The sequence below is a fragment of the Serratia plymuthica NBRC 102599 genome (assembly GCF_001590925.1).
Taxonomy (GTDB): Bacteria; Pseudomonadota; Gammaproteobacteria; order Enterobacterales; family Enterobacteriaceae; genus Serratia; species Serratia plymuthica.
Genome location: NZ_BCTU01000019.1, coordinates 96,704 through 114,582 on the forward strand (window position 1 = coordinate 96,704; position 17,879 = coordinate 114,582).

A 17,879-nucleotide genomic window follows, 5' to 3' on the forward strand; every position below is an offset into this window, starting at 1 on the left:
ACTGATGGGCCTGTCTTCGTGTGTTTTGCTTCAGAACACAGGAAGACAGGCTCCAAACAAACCATTAGACAGATAAGGAATACCACCATGTCAGAACGTTTAAACAATGACGTGGATCCGATCGAAACCCGCGACTGGCTGCAGGCGATCGAATCGGTCATCCGTGAAGAGGGTGTTGAGCGAGCTCAGTTTCTGATTGATCAGGTATTGGGTGAAGCCCGTAAAGGCGGTGTTAGCGTTGCAGCCGGTGCTGCCGCCAACAACTACGTCAACACCATCGCGGTGGAAGACGAACCTGCTTACCCAGGCAACCTGGATCTGGAACGTCGTATCCGTTCAGCCATCCGCTGGAACGCGGTAATGACCGTTCTGCGTGCATCCAAGAAAGATCTGGACCTGGGCGGCCACATGGCTTCCTTCCAGTCTTCCGCGACCTTCTATGAAGTCTGCTTCAACCACTTCTTCCGTGCGCGCAACGAGCAAGACGGCGGCGATCTGGTTTATTTCCAGGGCCACATCTCTCCAGGCGTTTACGCACGAGCCTTCCTTGAAGGCCGCCTGACCGAAGACCAAATGAACAACTTCCGTCAGGAAGTTCACGGCAAAGGCCTGTCTTCTTACCCGCATCCGAAACTGATGCCGGAATTCTGGCAGTTCCCGACCGTTTCCATGGGCCTGGGCCCAATCAGCGCCATCTATCAAGCGAAGTTCCTGAAATATCTGGAACACCGTGGCCTGAAGAACACCTCTGCTCAAACCGTTTACGCCTTCCTGGGCGACGGCGAGATGGACGAACCTGAATCCAAGGGCGCGATCACCATCGCTACCCGTGAAAAACTGGACAACCTGGTCTTCGTCATCAACTGTAACCTGCAACGTCTGGACGGCCCGGTCACCGGTAACGGCAAGATCATCAACGAGCTGGAAGGCATCTTCGCCGGTGCAGGCTGGCAGGTTCTGAAAGTGATTTGGGGCGGACGTTGGGATGAACTGCTGCGTAAAGACACCAGCGGCAAACTGATCCAACTGATGAACGAAACCCTGGACGGTGACTACCAGACCTTCAAATCCAAAGACGGCGCTTACGTACGCGAGCACTTCTTCGGCCGCTTCCCGGAAACCGCCGCTCTGGTCAAAGACATGACCGACGACGAAATCTGGGCGCTGAACCGTGGTGGTCACGATCCGAAGAAAGTCTTTGCTGCACTGAAAAAAGCGCAGGACACCCAAGGCAAACCAACCGTGATCCTGGCCCATACCATCAAAGGTTACGGCATGGGTGAAACCGCGGAAGGTAAAAACATTGCTCACCAGGTGAAGAAAATGAACATGGAAGGGGTTCACCACTTCCGCGATCGTTTCAACGTGCCGGTTGCCGATGCTGACATCGAAAAACTGCCGTACATCACCTTCGAGAAAGAGTCTGAAGAGTACAAATACCTGCACGAACGCCGTCAGGCGCTGAAAGGTTATGTGCCGACTCGTCTGCCGGCCTTCACCCAGAAGCTGGAAATGCCGGCTCTGGAAGACTTCAGCTCACTGCTGGAAGAGCAGAACAAAGAAATCTCCACCACTATCGCTTTCGTACGCGCCCTGAACGTGATGCTGAAGAACAAGTCGATCAAAGATCGCCTGGTTCCAATCATCGCCGACGAAGCCCGTACCTTCGGTATGGAAGGTCTGTTCCGTCAGATCGGTATCTACAGCCCGAACGGCCAGCAGTACACTCCGCAGGACCGTGAGCAGGTTGCTTACTACAAAGAAGACGAAAAAGGCCAGATCCTGCAGGAAGGCATCAACGAACTGGGCGCAGCCTCTTCATGGTTGGCCGCAGCGACTTCCTACAGCACCAACGATCTGCCGATGATTCCGTTCTACATCTACTATTCGATGTTCGGTTTCCAGCGTATCGGTGACCTGTGCTGGGCAGCGGGCGACCAACAGGCGCGCGGCTTCCTGATCGGCGGGACTTCCGGCCGTACCACCCTGAACGGTGAAGGTCTGCAGCACGAAGACGGCCACAGCCACATTCAGTCTCTGACTATCCCTAACTGTATCTCTTACGATCCGGCTTACGCATACGAAGTGGCTGTAATCATGCATGACGGTCTGGTCCGCATGTACGGCGACGCGCAGGAAAACGTCTACTACTACATCACCACGCTGAACGAAAACTACCACATGCCGGCCATGCCGCAGGGTGCAGAAGAAGGTATCCGTAAAGGTATCTACAAGCTGGAAACTCTGGAAGGCAGCAAAGGTAAAGTGCAGTTGCTGGGTTCAGGTTCCATTCTGCGTCACGTGCGTGAAGCTTCGCAGATCCTGGCGAAAGACTACGGTGTTGGCTCTGACATCTACAGCGTGACTTCCTTCACCGAACTGGCGCGCGATGGCCAGGACTGTGAGCGTTGGAACATGCTGCACCCAACCGAAACCCCACGCGTGCCTTACATCGCTCAGGTGATGAACGATGCGCCTGCGGTTGCGTCTACCGACTACATGAAGCTGTTCGCAGAACAGGTTCGTACTTACGTTCCAGCCAGCGATTATCGCGTTCTGGGTACTGACGGCTTCGGTCGTTCAGACAGCCGCGAAAATCTGCGTCACCACTTTGAAGTCGATGCTTCTTACGTTGTGGTTGCTGCTCTGGGTGAACTGGCTAAACGCGGTGAAATCGAAGCTTCTGTGGTAGCTGATGCGATTAAGAAATTCGACATCAACCCAGAAAAAGTCAACCCGCGTCTGGCATAAGAGGTACAGAAGAATGTCTATCGAAATCAAGGTACCGGACATCGGTGCAGACGAAGTGGAAATCACCGAAATTCTGGTGAAAGTGGGCGATAAAGTTGAAGCTGAACAATCGCTGATCACCGTTGAAGGTGATAAAGCTTCCATGGAAGTCCCGTCCCCGCAAGCGGGCGTGGTGAAAGAGATCAAGGTTTCCGTCGGCGATAAAACCGAAACCGGCAAACTGCTGATGATCTTTGAAGCAGAAGGTGCGGCAGCTGCCGCACCAGCCGCCAAAGCGGAAGAAAAACCGGCCGCAGCACCTGCTGCTGCACCTGCTGCCGCTGCTGCCAAAGACGTTGCGGTACCGGACATCGGTGCCGACGAAGTTGAAGTGACCGAGATCCTGGTGAAAGTGGGCGACAAGGTGGACGCCGAGCAGTCCCTGATCACCGTGGAAGGCGACAAGGCTTCAATGGAAGTCCCTGCACCCTTTGCGGGCATCGTGAAAGAGATCAAAATCGGCGCCGGCGACAAAGTGAAAACCGGTTCCCTGATCATGGTCTTCGAAGTGGCCGGCGCAGCGTCTGCTGCCGCTCCGGCTGCGGTTGAGGCCCCTGCGGCCCCAGCCGCACCGGCTGCCGCTGCTGCCAAAGACGTTGCCGTGCCGGACATCGGCGGCGACGAAGTAGAAGTGACCGAAGTGATGGTGAAAGTGGGCGACAAAGTTGCCGCTGAGCAGTCGCTGATCACCGTTGAAGGTGACAAGGCTTCTATGGAAGTGCCGGCACCGTTCGCAGGTACCGTGAAAGAAATCAAAATCAGCGCCGGCGACAAAGTGAAAACCGGCTCTCTGATCATGGTGTTCGAAGTTGAAGGCGCGGCACCAGCCGCCGCTCCGGCCCAGAAAGCAGAAGCTGCACCGGCTCCGGCCAAGCAGGAAGCCGCTGCGGCCGCTCCAACTGTCAAAGCGGAAAGCAAAGGCGAGTTCGCAGAGAACGACGCTTACGTGCACGCAACCCCGGTCATCCGTCGTCTGGCGCGTGAATTCGGCGTAAACCTGGCGAAAGTGAAAGGCACCGGTCGTAAAGGCCGCATCCTGCGCGAAGACGTCCAGACTTACGTGAAAGACGCGGTTAAACGTGCGGAAGCGGCTCCAACCGCTGCTGCCGGTGGCGGTCTGCCAGGCATGCTGCCATGGCCGAAAGTGGACTTCAGCAAGTTCGGCGAGATCGAAGAAGTTGAACTGGGCCGCATCCAGAAGATTTCGGGTGCCAACCTGAGCCGCAACTGGGTGATGATCCCGCATGTGACTCACTTCGACAAAACCGATATCACCGATCTGGAAGCGTTCCGCAAGCAACAGAACGATGAAGCGGCCAAACGTAAGCTGGACGTGAAGTTCACCCCTGTGGTGTTCATCATGAAAGCCGTCGCCGCCGCTCTGGAGCAGATGCCGCGCTTCAACAGCTCTCTGTCCGAAGATGGCCAGAAGCTGACGCTGAAAAAATACATCAACGTCGGTGTTGCGGTTGATACGCCAAATGGTCTGGTGGTTCCGGTCTTCAAGGATGTGAACAAGAAAAGCATCACTGAGCTGTCCCGCGAGCTGATGGCTATCTCCAAAAAAGCGCGCGACGGCAAGCTGACCGCAGGCGAAATGCAGGGCGGTTGCTTCACCATCTCCAGCCTGGGCGGTATCGGGACGACTCACTTCGCGCCTATCGTCAACGCGCCGGAAGTGGCTATCCTGGGCGTCTCCAAGTCTGCTATGGAGCCAGTCTGGAACGGTAAAGAGTTCGTGCCGCGTCTGATGATGCCAATGTCGCTCTCCTTCGACCACCGTGTTATTGATGGTGCAGATGGTGCGCGCTTTATTACCATCATCAACAATATGCTGGCTGACATTCGCCGTCTGGTGATGTAATGAAAAAAGGGCGCAGCATGCTGCGCCCTTACTACTTCAGTAGCAGTTTTGTCGGTTTTTGCATGACTCGACAAAATTGTTGAGACACGGGTCACTTCGAACGCGCTTTGCAGATTATTAACAATTCTGTAAACTGCTCGCGGTGTAAGCGTCCCGGTGGATGAAGGGCGTTATGAGATCGATTAGCAATAAAAATGACGTCTGACCCGCCGGACAATCAATTAAGAGGTCATGATGAGTACTGAAATTAAAACTCAGGTCGTGGTACTTGGGGCGGGCCCGGCAGGTTACTCTGCTGCCTTTCGTTGCGCTGACTTAGGTCTTGAAACCGTTCTGGTTGAACGTTATTCCACGCTGGGCGGTGTTTGCCTGAACGTGGGATGTATCCCTTCCAAAGCACTGTTGCACGTTGCCAAAGTGATCGAAGAAGCCAAAGCGCTGGCCGAGCACGGCATCGTTTTCGGCGAGCCGAAAACCGACATCGACAAAGTGCGCGTCTGGAAAGAAAAAGTCATCAATCAGCTGACCGGCGGTCTGGCTGGCATGGCTAAAGGCCGTAAAGTTAAAGTCGTTAACGGTCTGGGCAAGTTCACCGGCGCTAACACCCTGGTCGTTGAAGGCGAAAATGGTCCTACTACCATCAACTTCGACAACGCCATCATCGCCGCAGGCTCCCGTCCGATCCAACTGCCATTCATTCCTCATGAAGACCCGCGCGTGTGGGATTCTACCGATGCGCTGGAACTGAAAACCGTCCCTGAGCGTCTGCTGGTGATGGGCGGCGGTATTATCGGCCTGGAAATGGGTACCGTATACCATGCGTTGGGTTCACAGATCGACGTGGTCGAGATGTTTGACCAGGTGATCCCGGCTGCCGACAAAGACGTGGTGAAAGTCTTCACCAAACGCATCAGCAAGCAGTTCAACCTGATGCTGGAAACCAAAGTGACTGCGGTAGAAGCCAAAGAAGACGGCATCTACGTCACTATGGAAGGCAAAAAAGCGCCTGCAGAACCACAGCGTTACGACGCGGTGCTGGTAGCTATCGGCCGTGTGCCGAACGGCAAACTGCTGGAAGCGGGCAAAGCCGGTGTGGAAGTTGACGAGCGTGGCTTTATCCGCGTCGACAAACAGCTGCGTACCAACGTGCCGCACATCTTCGCTATTGGCGACATCGTCGGTCAGCCGATGCTGGCGCACAAAGGCGTGCATGAAGGCCACGTTGCCGCTGAAGTTATCGCCGGCATGAAGCACTACTTCGACCCGAAAGTGATCCCATCAATCGCTTACACCGAGCCGGAAGTTGCATGGGTGGGTCTGACCGAGAAAGAAGCGAAAGAGAAAGGCATCAGCTATGAAACGTCCACCTTCCCGTGGGCAGCTTCCGGCCGTGCTATCGCTTCCGATTGTGCAGACGGCATGACCAAACTGATCTTCGACAAAGAAACTCACCGTATCATCGGTGGCGCGATTGTCGGCACCAACGGCGGCGAGCTGCTGGGCGAAATCGGTCTGGCTATCGAGATGGGTTGTGATGCGGAAGATATCGCGTTGACCATCCATGCTCACCCAACCCTGCACGAGTCCGTAGGCTTGGCGGCAGAGATCTTCGAAGGCAGCATCACCGATCTGCCAAACCCGAAAGCCAAGAAGAAGTAATTCTGCTGGTTTGACCGGTTAACGAACGGCTCCTGAAAAGGGGCCGTTTTTTTATGGGTGGCAGTTAGGTAAAAGGCCGCTCAATGAGCGGCCAGTAGCTTACTTGTTCTGGAATATCACGTTCAACGTGAGGCTGTTGCCGTTAACCGACCAACCGCCTTTGCTCACGCCAAACGCCGATCCCAGTACAATGAGCAGGATAAACAAAGAACTCCCTTTCATTGCGCGATCCTTGTGGAACCACGACCACCGCGACTTCACCGGAAAAATCCCGGCGGAACAAGCGCTTTGTGGTGCCTGTATCGCAGTCGTTGCAGCACTGTTCTCAAGCCCGATGACCGACTGCTAAACCGGCAGAACAGACCCGGCTAAATACTACGTTGAAATGAATTTTCAGACATTCTTTTTGTTGATTTTTTAATCATCGTTGCGCACAATGTCCCTGCTTTGTGGCGCTTGTATCGTTCTTTAACGATGTAAGAAATCCGTGAGGTGCCTGCTAACACCGAACGGAACAACAGAACCGCCTTAACGGCGGTTTTTTTGTGCCTGCCGTTCCCAATCTTTGATCTTCGCACTCAATAACCATTGCAAATGAAAGGGTATCGTGTTGTGCTCTTGGCGCTGGATTTCCGTTTCCCGCAGCCGGGCCTACGAGCCCAGCTAGCCTTCGTTACAGCCGATTACTCTGTACTCAACGATTCAGCAAAGATTTAATGTTGCTTTTATGTGAACGAATTAACAACCGTTTCAAATCCTGATATGCTGGCTGAGCGGAACCGGGCACTGTACCTTACAGGCCAGGACATCGACAGCAGTGCCCCGTCAGGATCAATGGCATCACACCGTGCGCTAAACCCGGTTTGAACATATGCCCTATGGCTTTCAAGTTGCAGTTAGGCGCCCAGTTCGTTCATCCCCAGGCGCTTACTTAGGTAAGTAACTGGGGTGACAAATCTGCCGGGAGCAGATTTGAACGCTGCTCGCAGCGGCCCCGAAGGGGTGTGGCCCATGGACGGGCCACATAACTGAACGCAGGTAACAACACTGCGGCTTGAAAGACGACGGGTATAAACGCCAGGCACAATAAATGACAATGAGAGCGAGGAGAATGTCGTGCTAGAAGAATACCGTAAGCACGTAGCCGAGCGTGCTGCAGAGGGCATCGTCCCTAAGCCGTTAGACGCCACCCAAATGGCAGCGCTGGTTGAATCATTAAAGAATCCGCCACAAGGCGAAGAAGAATTCCTGTTAGACCTGCTGATTAATCGTGTTCCACCAGGCGTCGACGAAGCCGCCTATGTCAAAGCAGGTTTCCTGGCGGCCATCGCCAAAGGTGAAGCGACCTCTCCCCTGATTACCCCCGAGAAAGCCGTAGAACTGTTGGGCACCATGCAGGGCGGTTACAACATTCATCCGCTGATCGACGCGCTGGATAACGAAAAACTGGCCGCTATCGCCGCCAAAGCGCTTTCCCATACGCTGCTGATGTTCGACAACTTCTACGACGTGGAAGAGAAAGCCAAGGCGGGTAACCCGCACGCCAAACAGATTATGCAGTCCTGGGCCGATGCCGAGTGGTATCTGTCACGCCCGAAACTGGCGGAAAAAATCACCGTTACCGTATTCAAAGTCACCGGCGAAACCAACACCGACGATCTGTCGCCGGCGCCGGATGCCTGGTCGCGTCCGGACATCCCATTGCACGCCCTGGCGATGCTGAAAAACGAACGTGAAGGCATAGTGCCGGATCAACCGGGCAGCGTTGGCCCGATTAAGCAAATTGAGCTGCTGAACAAGAAAGGTTTCCCGCTGGCCTACGTCGGTGACGTGGTCGGTACCGGTTCTTCCCGTAAGTCCGCCACCAACTCTGTGCTGTGGTTTATGGGCGACGACATCCCGTATGTGCCGAACAAGCGCGGTGGCGGTGTGGTGCTGGGCAGTAAAATCGCGCCTATCTTCTTCAATACCATGGAAGATGCCGGTGCCTTGCCGATTGAAGTGGACGTTTCCGAGCTGAACATGGGCGACGTGATCGACGTTTACCCGTACAAAGGCGAAGTGCGCAACCACGAAACCGGCGAACTGATCGCCAACTTCGAACTGAAAACCGACGTATTGCTGGATGAAGTGCGCGCCGGCGGCCGTATCCCGCTGATTATCGGCCGTGGTTTGACCACCAAGGCGCGTGAAGCGCTGGGCCTGCCGCACAGCGACGTGTTCCGTATCGCCAAAGAAGTTGCCTCCAGCAACAAGGGCTTCTCGCTGGCGCAGAAAATGGTGGGCCGCGCCTGTGGCGTTGCCGGCGTGCGTCCGGGCGAATACTGCGAGCCGAAGATGGCTTCCGTAGGTTCTCAGGACACCACCGGCCCGATGACCCGTGACGAACTGAAGGACCTTGCGTGCCTGGGCTTCTCCGCCGATCTGGTCATGCAGTCGTTCTGTCACACCGCCGCGTACCCGAAACCGGTTGATGTGACCACTCACCACACGCTGCCGGACTTTATCATGAACCGTGGCGGCGTATCGCTGCGTCCGGGCGACGGCGTTATTCACTCGTGGCTGAACCGCATGCTGTTGCCGGATACCGTCGGCACCGGCGGTGACTCCCACACCCGTTTCCCGATCGGCATTTCCTTCCCGGCCGGCTCCGGTCTGGTGGCGTTTGCCGCAGCGACCGGCGTTATGCCGCTGGATATGCCTGAGTCGGTGCTGGTGCGCTTCAAAGGCAAAATGCAGCCGGGCATCACACTGCGCGATCTGGTGCACGCCATTCCTTACTACGCGATCCAGCAGGGCCTGCTGACCGTTGAGAAGAAGGGCAAGAAGAACATCTTCTCCGGCCGCATTCTGGAAATCGAAGGCTTGCCGGAGCTGAAAGTCGAGCAGGCGTTTGAACTGACCGACGCCTCTGCCGAACGTTCCGCCGCCGGTTGTACCATCAAGCTGGATAAGGCACCGATCGAAGAGTACCTGAACTCTAACATCGTGCTGCTGAAGTGGATGATCTCCGAAGGTTACGGCGATCGCCGTACGCTGGAGCGCCGCATTCAGGGTATGCAGAAATGGCTGGCGGATCCGCAACTGCTGGAAGGCGATGCGGATGCGGAATACGCTGCGGTGATCGACATCGATCTGGCAGAGATCACTCAGCCAATCCTGTGTGCGCCGAACGATCCTGACGATGCACGCCTGCTGTCCGACGTGGCTAACAGCAAGATCGATGAAGTGTTCATCGGTTCTTGCATGACCAACATCGGCCACTTCCGCGCCGCCGGCAAGTTGTTGGACCAGCACAAGGGCCAATTGCCGACCCGCCTGTGGGTTGCGCCGCCGACCAAGATGGATGCGGCTCAACTGACCGAAGAGGGCTATTACAGCGTGTTCGGCAAGAGCGGTGCGCGTATCGAGATCCCGGGTTGTTCACTGTGTATGGGTAACCAGGCGCGAGTGGCCGACGGCGCGACGGTGGTTTCCACCTCTACCCGTAACTTCCCGAACCGTCTGGGTACCGGTGCCAACGTTTATCTGGCCTCTGCAGAACTGGCGGCGGTTGCTTCGCTGCTGGGCCGTTTGCCAACGCCGGACGAGTATCAAACGTACATGGAACAGGTCGATAAAACGGCGGCGGATACTTACCGCTACCTGAACTTCGACCAACTGGGCCAGTACACCGAAAAAGCCGACGGCGTGATCTTCCAAACCGCCGTTTAAGCCGCTATATTGCGCAACTGTTCAACGGGAGGCCTTGGCCTCCCGTTTTATTTTGCTCAGTTGCCAACTTTGCGAGCGCTCGCTGAGTTAGTCATGAATTAATGTTTACACTAAGAAAAAGGCTCAGGAGGGCGTGCTATGGATTACGAATTTCTGCGTGACGTGACCGGTCAGGTGGTGGTCAGATTTTCGATGGGGCATGAAGCGATTGGCCACTGGATTAATGAGGAAGTCAAAGGCGACTTCAACCTGCTGGATCGGATCGAAGCCGGGGCGGCGGAAGTCAAAGGCAGTGAGCGTCAATGGCAGTTGGAAGGCCACGAATATACATTGCTGATGGACGGTGAAGAGGTGATGATTCGCGCCAATCTATTGGCGTTTGAAGGCGACGAGATGGAAGAGGGGATGAATTATTATGATGAAGAAAGCCTCTCATTCTGCGGCGTCGAAGACTTCCTGGCGGTGCTGAAGGCCTACCGTTCTTTCATGCTCAAATATTAAACGTAAGGGCGCGGCATGTGTATGGCCGCACCCTTAACCCATTACAAGTGCGGAATATTGCGGCCGTAATAGATTTCTTGCATCTCTTTCCACAGCAGATCGGTAATCTCTTTACGCTCGGCCTCGCTCAGGGCTTCCGGCTTGGCGTTAAACAGGTAATGCTTCAGATCGAAATCCTTCAGCAGCATCTTGGTATGGAAGATGTTCTCCTGGTAAACGTTGACGTCCATCATGTGGTACAGCGCCTTCATATCGTCAGACATAAAGTTCTGGATCGAGTTGATCTCATGATCGATGTAATGCTTCACGCCATTTACGTCGCGGGTAAAGCCGCGCACACGGTAATCCATAGTGACGATGTCGGATTCCAACTGGTGGATCAGGTAATTCAGCGCTTTCAGCGGTGAAATCACGCCACAGGTCGACACTTCAATATCGGCGCGGAAGGTGCACAATCCGCCTTCTGGATGGCTTTCCGGATAGGTATGAACGCAGATGTGGCTCTTGTCCAGGTGTGCGACCACCGTCTTTGAGAGGGGGCCAGGCTGTTCCGAAGTATCTACATCTTTCGGGTCGACCGGTTCTTCGCTGACCAAGATGGTCACGCTGGCGCCCTGAGGCTCGTAGTCCTGACGTGCGACGTTCAGAATATTTGCGCCAATGATCGAGCAGGTTTCACTCAGGATCTCGGTCAGGCGATTGGCGTTGTATTGCTCGTCAATGTAGGCGATATAGCCATCGCGGTCATCCGCGGTTTTGGCGTAACAAATATCGTAAATACAAAAACTCAGGCTCTTCGTCAGGTTGTTGAAGCCGTGCAGTTTTAGCTTTTGCAATTGGGTTCACCTCCTTATCTTCTCGCTTAACGTGTAACGTTCAGTGCGTTGAGCAAGTACTGTGGCAGGGCAAAGCTGCCTGCGTGGATCGCCGGGTTGTAATAACGGCAGTTTAGGCCGCTTTGATTAAAGCGATGTTGCAGGGCGGATAAATCGAGCTGACGCAGCGCCGGGTTTTGGCTCGCCCAGGCGAAGGTCATGATGCCGCCGTAATAGGTCGGGATCGCCGCCTGATAGAAGCTGACGTCGTTGAAATATTGGCTTAGTTTGGCATGGCTGTTGACCGCTTCGTCCTGTTGCAGGAAGCAGACGCCGTTTTGCGCGACAAAAATGCCGCCCTCGTCCAGGCAGCGTGCGCAGCCTTCGTAGAACGCCGAGGTGAACAGGCTTTCGCCGGGGCCGATCGGATCGGTGCAGTCCGAGATAATCACATCGAATTTTTCATCGGTCTGATTAACGAAGTTGACGCCGTCGTCGATCACCAGCTTGAAGCGCGGGTCGTCGTAGGAGCCGGCATTGTGATTAGGCAGGTACTGGCGGCAGAACTCCACCACCCCGGCGTCGATCTCGACCATGGTGATCTGCTCTACGCCCTGATGGCGGCTGACTTCACGCAGCATGCCGCCGTCGCCGCCGCCGATGATCAACACTTTCTTCGCCTGGCCATGTGCCAGCAACGGAACGTGGGTCATCATTTCGTGATAAATGAACTCATCGCGCTCGGTGGTTTGCACCACGCCGTCGAGCGCCATCACGCGCCCCAGCACCGGGTTTTCAAAAATCACCAAATCCTGATGCTCGGTCTTCTCGCGGTACAGCACATTCTCTACCGAGAAGTACTGGCCGAAGTTGGCATGCAGCGTTTCATACCAAATTTCTTTCTGGGTCATGTGCGGGAACTCCGTAATAACGGCCATGAAAAATTGGCGCAACATCATAGCTAACTCTGCCTGGTGATGCACGGCTGAATTTCAAACAGAGGTAGCGGAAGGCAGAAGGGATTAGTTGGCGTACGCCAGCAGGCTCAGCGAATCGCGTGCCAGAGATTTGCATTTGTTGGGAGTAGGGATGGCGATGCCACTGAGATCGCGGTAGCTGTCTTCGCCCAGCGCCTTCATGTTGTAGCTATTATAGTTGCTCAAATCCCAGCGGTTTTGCTGGGCGAAGTAAACGATGGCACGTTTGATTTGCGCGTTGGGCAAGTCGTTGTAGCCGCAATCGTTTTTCAGATAAATAAATACCGCCGTCAGATCGGCCAGATCTTCCGCCTCAGACTCATTGAGCGCCAGACTGGCGTTGGAGAACCCCAGCATGGTGAGCAGCAGCACCAGTAACGTTGTTTTTTTCATCATGAAAATAGACCTGTTTATTGTCTGCAAACGTTATCACACTTGCCTGTAAAGGCACCAAATTTTATTACTTGCGGATAACATAACCGGCAGCAAAGGCTTGACCTTCCGCTAAGGGGAGGGTTTAGGCTGTCTGGCACGAAAGTTATACCTGTTGTCTTTCAAGCTGCGGCGTTATTACCTGCGCTAGCGCCCCGATTGACAGGGGATGAATGAGCTGGAACTTGAAAGCCATAGGGTACATATCACTGAGAAAAGGGAGTCAGCGATGTTACGCCGTGATTTTATCAAACTGACCGCTGCGCTGGGCGCGGCAAGCGCCTTACCGCTGTGGAGCCGAAGCGCGTGGGCAGCCGGGTTGCCGGCGTTGCCGATCCCGCCGCTGTTGATGCCGGACGCACAGGGAAAAATCGCGCTGGCGCTGCAAACCGGTGAAATGAACTGGTTGCCGGGCAAAGCGACCCAAACCTGGGGCGTCAACGGAGCGCTGCTGGGCCCTGCGGTGCGGCTGCAGCGCGGCAAACCGGTGACGGTCGATATCAAAAACGGCTTGCCGGAGGCCAGCACGGTCCATTGGCACGGGTTGGAAATCCCCGGCGATGTCGATGGTGGCCCGCAGGCGCTGATTCAACCGGGTACCACGCGTACAGTGAGCTTCACTGTCGAACAGCCCGCGGCCACCTGTTGGTTCCATCCGCATACCCACGGCAAAACCGGCCATCAGGTGATGATGGGGCTGGCGGGGCTGGTGCTGCTGGAAGACGACGAGAGCAGTAAACTGCCGTTGCCGAAGACCTGGGGGCTGGATGATATTCCGGTGATCCTGCAGGACAAACGCTTGGGCAAAGACGCACAGATTGAATACCAACTGGACGTGATGAGCGCCGCAGTTGGCTGGTTCGGCGACCGTATGTTCACCAACGGCGCCCAATATCCGCAGCACGTCGCACCCCGCGGCTGGTTGCGGTTACGTTTTCTCAACGGCTGCAATGCACGTTCGCTGAACCTGGCGGCCAGCGATAATCGGCCGCTATACGTTATCGCCAGCGACGGGGGGTTCCTGGCCGAACCGGTGAAGCTGACCGAATTGCCGATGCTGATGGGCGAACGCTTTGAAGTGCTGGTGGATGCCTCGGACGGCAAGCCGTTCGACATCGTCACGTTGCCGGTCAAGCAGATGGGCATGACGCTGGCGCCGTTCGACCAGCCGCTGCCGGTGTTGCGCATTCAGCCTTCGCTGGCGCAGGGCATCAAGACGATGCCGGACAGCCTGGTGAAACTACCGGCACTGCCGCCGCTGGCCGGCATTCAGGAACGCTGGCTGCAACTGATGATGGATCCGCAGTTGGATAAGCTGGGCATGCAGGCGTTGATGGATCGCTACGGTCATCAGGCGATGGCCGGGATGAGCATGGATCACGGCAGCATGAGCAACAGCGATGGCGGAATGGCCGGCATGGATCATGGCAATATGCAGGGCATGGATCATGGCAGCATGAAAGGTATGGATCACGGCAACATGAAGGGTATGGATCATGGCGCCAAGCCTTTCGACTTCAGCCACGGCAATAAGATCAACGGCAAGGCCTTTGATATGACCAAACCGGCGTTTGAAGCCAAACGCGGCAAGTACGAGAAATGGACCCTGTCCGGCGAAGGCGACATGATGCTGCACCCGTTCCATATCCACGGCACCCAGTTCCGCATCCTGTCGGAGAACGGCAAGCCGCCGGCGGCTCACCGCAGCGGCTGGAAAGACACGGTGCGCGTCGAGGGGTGGCGCAGCGAAGTGCTGGTGCGTTTTGATCATCCGGCTAGCAGTGAACATGCCTATATGGCGCATTGTCACCTGCTGGAGCATGAGGATACCGGCATGATGATGGGCTTTACCGTAGCCGACTAGAGCAGAAGTGGCGGCGCACTCGCGTCGCCACCGGCTTCAGGCTATGCTAAACTCTGCGCCCTTCTTCCGGCAACTGACCTGAAACCTATGAAACACACTGTAGACGTAATGATTTCCGAGCAGGAAGTTAAGACCCGTATCGCCGAACTTGGCCGTCAAATCACCGAACATTACCGCGATAGCGGCAGTGATATGGTGTTGGTCGGGCTGCTGCGCGGTTCCTTCATGTTCATGGCCGATCTGTGTCGCACGATTGAAGTGCCGCACGAAGTCGACTTTATGACCGCCTCTAGCTACGGCAGCGGCATGTCCACCACCCGCGATGTGAAAATCCTCAAGGATCTTGATGAAGACATCCGCGGCAAAGACGTGCTGATCGTCGAAGACATCATTGATTCCGGCAATACGCTGAATAAAGTGCGCGAAATTTTGGCGCTGCGCGGGCCGAAATCTCTGGCGATCTGTACCTTGCTGGACAAACCCGAGCGCCGTGAGGTGGAAGTGCCGGTGGAGTTCGTCGGTTTCTCGATCCCGGACGAGTTCGTGGTGGGCTACGGCATTGACTACGCTCAGCGTTACCGTCACTTGCCGTACGTCGGCAAAGTGGTGCTGCTGGACGAGTGATCGGCAGGGGCGCGGCTTGGCCGCGCCCACATTGAGAGCAAGATAACGTTCTAGGCTTTTACGCCCTTGTCCTGTTGCAGTTTGGCCATGGCTTTGCGATACCCCATTTCCAGGCTCTCGCGGCTGGTGGCGGCCACTTCCAGATCCCGCAGGCGCCCGTCCTGAATCCCGTACACCCAACCGTGGATCGTCACTTTCTGGCCGCGTTTCCAGGCCGATTGCATAATGGTGGAGTGACCCAGGTTGTACACCTGTTCGATCACGTTGATCTCACACAGTACGTCGAGGCGCTGTTCCGGTGCCAGTTCACCCAGCAGTGAGCTGTGCTTGTACCACAGGTCGCGGATATGCAGCAGCCAGTTGTTGATCAGCCCCAGCTCCGGGTTTTCCACCGCGGCTTCTACGCCGCCGCAGCCCAAATGGCCGCAGATGATGATATGTTCAACTTCCAGCACATCCACCGCATACTGCACGACCGACAGACAGTTAAGATCGGTGTGAACCACCAGGTTTGCCACATTGCGATGAACAAACAGTTCGCCTGGCTCCAGGCCGGTCAAACGTTCTGCCGGAACACGGCTGTCTGAGCAACCTATCCATAAAAAGCGGGGCTTTTGCGCTTGGGATAAACGTTCAAAAAAGTCTGGATCTTCCTGGTTGATATTGGCCGACCAGGCTTTGTTGTTGGCGATCAGCGTTTCGATTTCTTTCATGGAGGGTTATAGACCTGTAACAAACAGATTGCGTTGGGCTAATATAGGACAAGCGTCACAATTTGGAAATCAGAACAGTTACGCTTTTTTCCGCACGGATTCGCCTCAGTGAAATCGCTGCTGATGATAAGATCATCTCTATTACAATACGCAGCAGCATACTCATCGTCACAAGGTACTTTCTAACTTATGAATTATGCACTGGAATTAGCGCAGTTGACCAAGACCTACGCGGGTGGCGTCAAGGCGTTGCGCGGGATCGATCTTAACGTCGAAGCGGGGGATTTTTATGCCCTGTTAGGGCCAAACGGCGCTGGAAAATCTACCACCATCGGCATTATCAGCTCGCTGGTGAACAAAACGGCCGGCAGCGTACGGGTGTTCGGCTATGACATCGATAAAGATATCGTTAACGCCAAGCGCCAACTCGGGCTGGTGCCGCAAGAATTCAACTTTAACCCGTTTGAAACCGTCATGCAGATTGTGGTCAATCAGGCGGGTTACTACGGCGTGACCCGGCGCGAAGCCTTAGCGCGTGCGGAAAAATACCTGACCCAGTTGGATCTGTGGGGCAAGCGCGATGAACGCGCCCGCATGCTGTCCGGCGGTATGAAACGCCGTCTGATGATCGCCCGCGCCTTGATGCACCAGCCAAAGCTGCTGATCCTCGATGAGCCGACGGCTGGGGTGGATATCGAACTGCGCCGCTCCATGTGGGGCTTCCTCAAAGAGCTGAACGCCCAGGGCACGACCATTATCCTCACGACCCACTATCTGGAAGAGGCGGAAATGCTGTGCCGCAATATCGGCATTATCCAGAACGGGGAACTGGTGGAAAACACCTCAATGAAAGGATTGCTGGCCAAGCTGAAGTCCGAAACCTTTATCCTCGATTTGGCGGCCAAAAGCCCCTTGCCGAAGCTGGATGGCTATCGCAATCGCCTGACGGATACCTCGACGCTGGAAGTGGAAGTGATGCGCGAGCAGGGCCTGAACGGCTTGTTCGCTCAGCTCAGCGCGCAGGGGGTGCAGGTATTGAGCATGCGTAATAAGGCTAACCGGCTGGAAGAGCTGTTTGTCACCCTGGTTAACGGTAATGGAGAAAAAGCATGACGCGTTTGTATTGGGTGGCTTTACAGAGTATCTGGGCCAAAGAGATCAACCGTTTTGCCCGTATCTGGATCCAGACCCTGGTGCCGCCGGTGATCACCATGACGCTGTATTTCATCATCTTCGGCAACCTGATTGGTTCACGTATTGGCGATATGCACGGTTTTGATTACATGCAGTTTATCGTTCCCGGCCTGATTATGATGGCGGTAATCACCAACTCGTATGCCAACGTCGCATCGTCGTTCTTCAGCGCCAAGTTCCAGCGCAATATCGAAGAGCTGCTGGTGGCGCCGGTGCCGACTCATGTGGTGATTGCCGGTTACGTCGGCGGCGGCGTGGCGCGCGGCATTTGCGTCGGCGTGCTGGTGACGGTGATCTCGCTGTTCTTTGTGCCGCTTCAGGTGCATGCCTGGTGGGTGATTGTGCTCACGCTGCTGCTGACGGCAATCCTGTTCTCGCTGGCGGGCCTGATCAACGCGGTGTTCGCCACTACCTTTGACGACATCAGCCTGATCCCGACGTTCGTATTGACGCCGCTGACCTATCTGGGCGGGGTTTTCTATTCGCTGACGTTGCTGCCGCCGTTCTGGCAGGCGGTGTCCAAACTGAATCCGATCGTCTATATGATCAGCGGTTTCCGCTACGGTTTCCTCGGCATCAGTGATGTACCGCTGGTGCTGACCATGGCGGTGCTGGTAGCGTTTATCCTGGTGTTCTATCTGCTGTCCTGGTACCTGATAGAGCGCGGTCGTGGCCTGCGCACCTGATGTACTGATGCCCCCGGACCCGCGTTCGGGGGCGCTGTTATCGATC

The 17,879-nt window shown here is 55.5% G+C and carries 14 protein-coding genes; 9 read left to right on the plus strand and 5 right to left on the minus strand.

Annotated features, from left to right (window positions below; all coding sequences use genetic code 11):
* Positions 1-87: 87 nt before the first annotated feature.
* From aceE to lpdA, 3 genes are all read left to right on the plus strand, one after another.
* Positions 88-2,751 (plus strand): pyruvate dehydrogenase (acetyl-transferring), homodimeric type, encoded by a 2,664-nt coding sequence (gene aceE, locus SPL01S_RS13445; protein ID WP_013814466.1) that lies wholly within the window; start codon positions 88-90, stop codon positions 2,749-2,751.
* A 13-nt stretch (positions 2,752-2,764) separates the two neighbouring features.
* Entirely contained in the window at positions 2,765-4,654 is a 1,890-nt protein-coding gene (aceF, locus tag SPL01S_RS13450; RefSeq protein ID WP_063200492.1) for a pyruvate dehydrogenase complex dihydrolipoyllysine-residue acetyltransferase, read from the plus strand.
* Positions 4,655-4,888: 234 nt separating this feature from the next.
* Entirely contained in the window at positions 4,889-6,313 is a 1,425-nt protein-coding gene (lpdA, locus tag SPL01S_RS13455) for a dihydrolipoyl dehydrogenase (RefSeq protein ID WP_004947933.1), read from the plus strand.
* Positions 6,314-6,412: 99 nt separating this feature from the next.
* Here the strand turns inward: lpdA and SPL01S_RS25715 are convergent, their stop codons facing one another.
* A complete protein-coding gene (locus SPL01S_RS25715) occupies positions 6,413-6,535 on the minus strand; it encodes a hypothetical protein (RefSeq protein ID WP_006327883.1) in 123 nt (40 codons plus the stop codon).
* A gap of 894 nt (positions 6,536-7,429) precedes the next feature.
* Here SPL01S_RS25715 and acnB point away from each other — a divergent pair.
* Positions 7,430-10,027, plus strand: coding sequence for a bifunctional aconitate hydratase 2/2-methylisocitrate dehydratase (gene acnB / locus SPL01S_RS13460; protein WP_004947931.1), 2,598 nt, complete (start codon positions 7,430-7,432; stop codon positions 10,025-10,027).
* Between the two features lie 138 nt (positions 10,028-10,165).
* Complete coding sequence (yacL, locus tag SPL01S_RS13465) at positions 10,166-10,528, plus strand: protein YacL (protein ID WP_004947927.1); 363 nt, start codon at positions 10,166-10,168, stop codon at positions 10,526-10,528.
* A gap of 41 nt (positions 10,529-10,569) precedes the next feature.
* Here the strand turns inward: yacL and speD are convergent, their stop codons facing one another.
* The 3 genes from speD to SPL01S_RS13480 all read right to left on the minus strand — a co-directional run bounded on the left by speD (position 10,570) and on the right by SPL01S_RS13480 (position 12,713).
* Complete coding sequence (gene speD, locus SPL01S_RS13470; RefSeq protein ID WP_004947924.1) at positions 10,570-11,364, minus strand: adenosylmethionine decarboxylase; 795 nt, start codon at positions 11,362-11,364, stop codon at positions 10,570-10,572.
* 26 nt (positions 11,365-11,390) lie between these two features.
* Positions 11,391-12,254 (minus strand): polyamine aminopropyltransferase, encoded by an 864-nt coding sequence (gene speE / locus SPL01S_RS13475; RefSeq protein WP_063200558.1) that lies wholly within the window; start codon positions 12,252-12,254, stop codon positions 11,391-11,393.
* A gap of 111 nt (positions 12,255-12,365) precedes the next feature.
* Positions 12,366-12,713: a YacC family pilotin-like protein gene (locus SPL01S_RS13480; protein WP_006327880.1), complete on the minus strand. Its 348-nt coding sequence runs from the start codon at positions 12,711-12,713 to the stop codon at positions 12,366-12,368.
* A gap of 268 nt (positions 12,714-12,981) precedes the next feature.
* Here SPL01S_RS13480 and cueO point away from each other — a divergent pair, with 268 nt between their 5' ends.
* Together cueO and hpt are read left to right on the plus strand one after the other, a co-directional pair.
* Positions 12,982-14,616 carry a multicopper oxidase CueO gene (gene cueO / locus SPL01S_RS13485; protein WP_063200495.1) on the plus strand — a complete coding sequence of 545 codons (1,635 nt, stop codon included), beginning with the start codon at positions 12,982-12,984 and terminating at the stop codon, positions 14,614-14,616.
* 87 nt (positions 14,617-14,703) lie between these two features.
* Complete coding sequence (gene hpt / locus SPL01S_RS13490; RefSeq protein WP_004947911.1) at positions 14,704-15,240, plus strand: hypoxanthine phosphoribosyltransferase; 537 nt, start codon at positions 14,704-14,706, stop codon at positions 15,238-15,240.
* 50 nt (positions 15,241-15,290) lie between these two features.
* On the opposite strand, the gene can is transcribed toward hpt, so the two are convergent.
* Positions 15,291-15,953, minus strand: coding sequence for a carbonate dehydratase (gene can, locus SPL01S_RS13495; protein ID WP_062868598.1), 663 nt, complete (start codon positions 15,951-15,953; stop codon positions 15,291-15,293).
* Positions 15,954-16,142: 189 nt separating this feature from the next.
* Here can and SPL01S_RS13500 point away from each other — a divergent pair, with 189 nt between their 5' ends.
* On the plus strand, positions 16,143-17,066 hold the full coding sequence (locus SPL01S_RS13500) for an ABC transporter ATP-binding protein (protein WP_004947905.1): 924 nt from the start codon (positions 16,143-16,145) through the stop codon (positions 17,064-17,066).
* Positions 17,063-17,833: an ABC transporter permease gene (locus SPL01S_RS13505; RefSeq protein WP_004947902.1), complete on the plus strand. Its 771-nt coding sequence runs from the start codon at positions 17,063-17,065 to the stop codon at positions 17,831-17,833. The genes SPL01S_RS13500 and SPL01S_RS13505 overlap by 4 nt, the downstream gene beginning before the upstream one ends.
* The last annotated feature ends 46 nt before the right edge of the window (positions 17,834-17,879 follow it).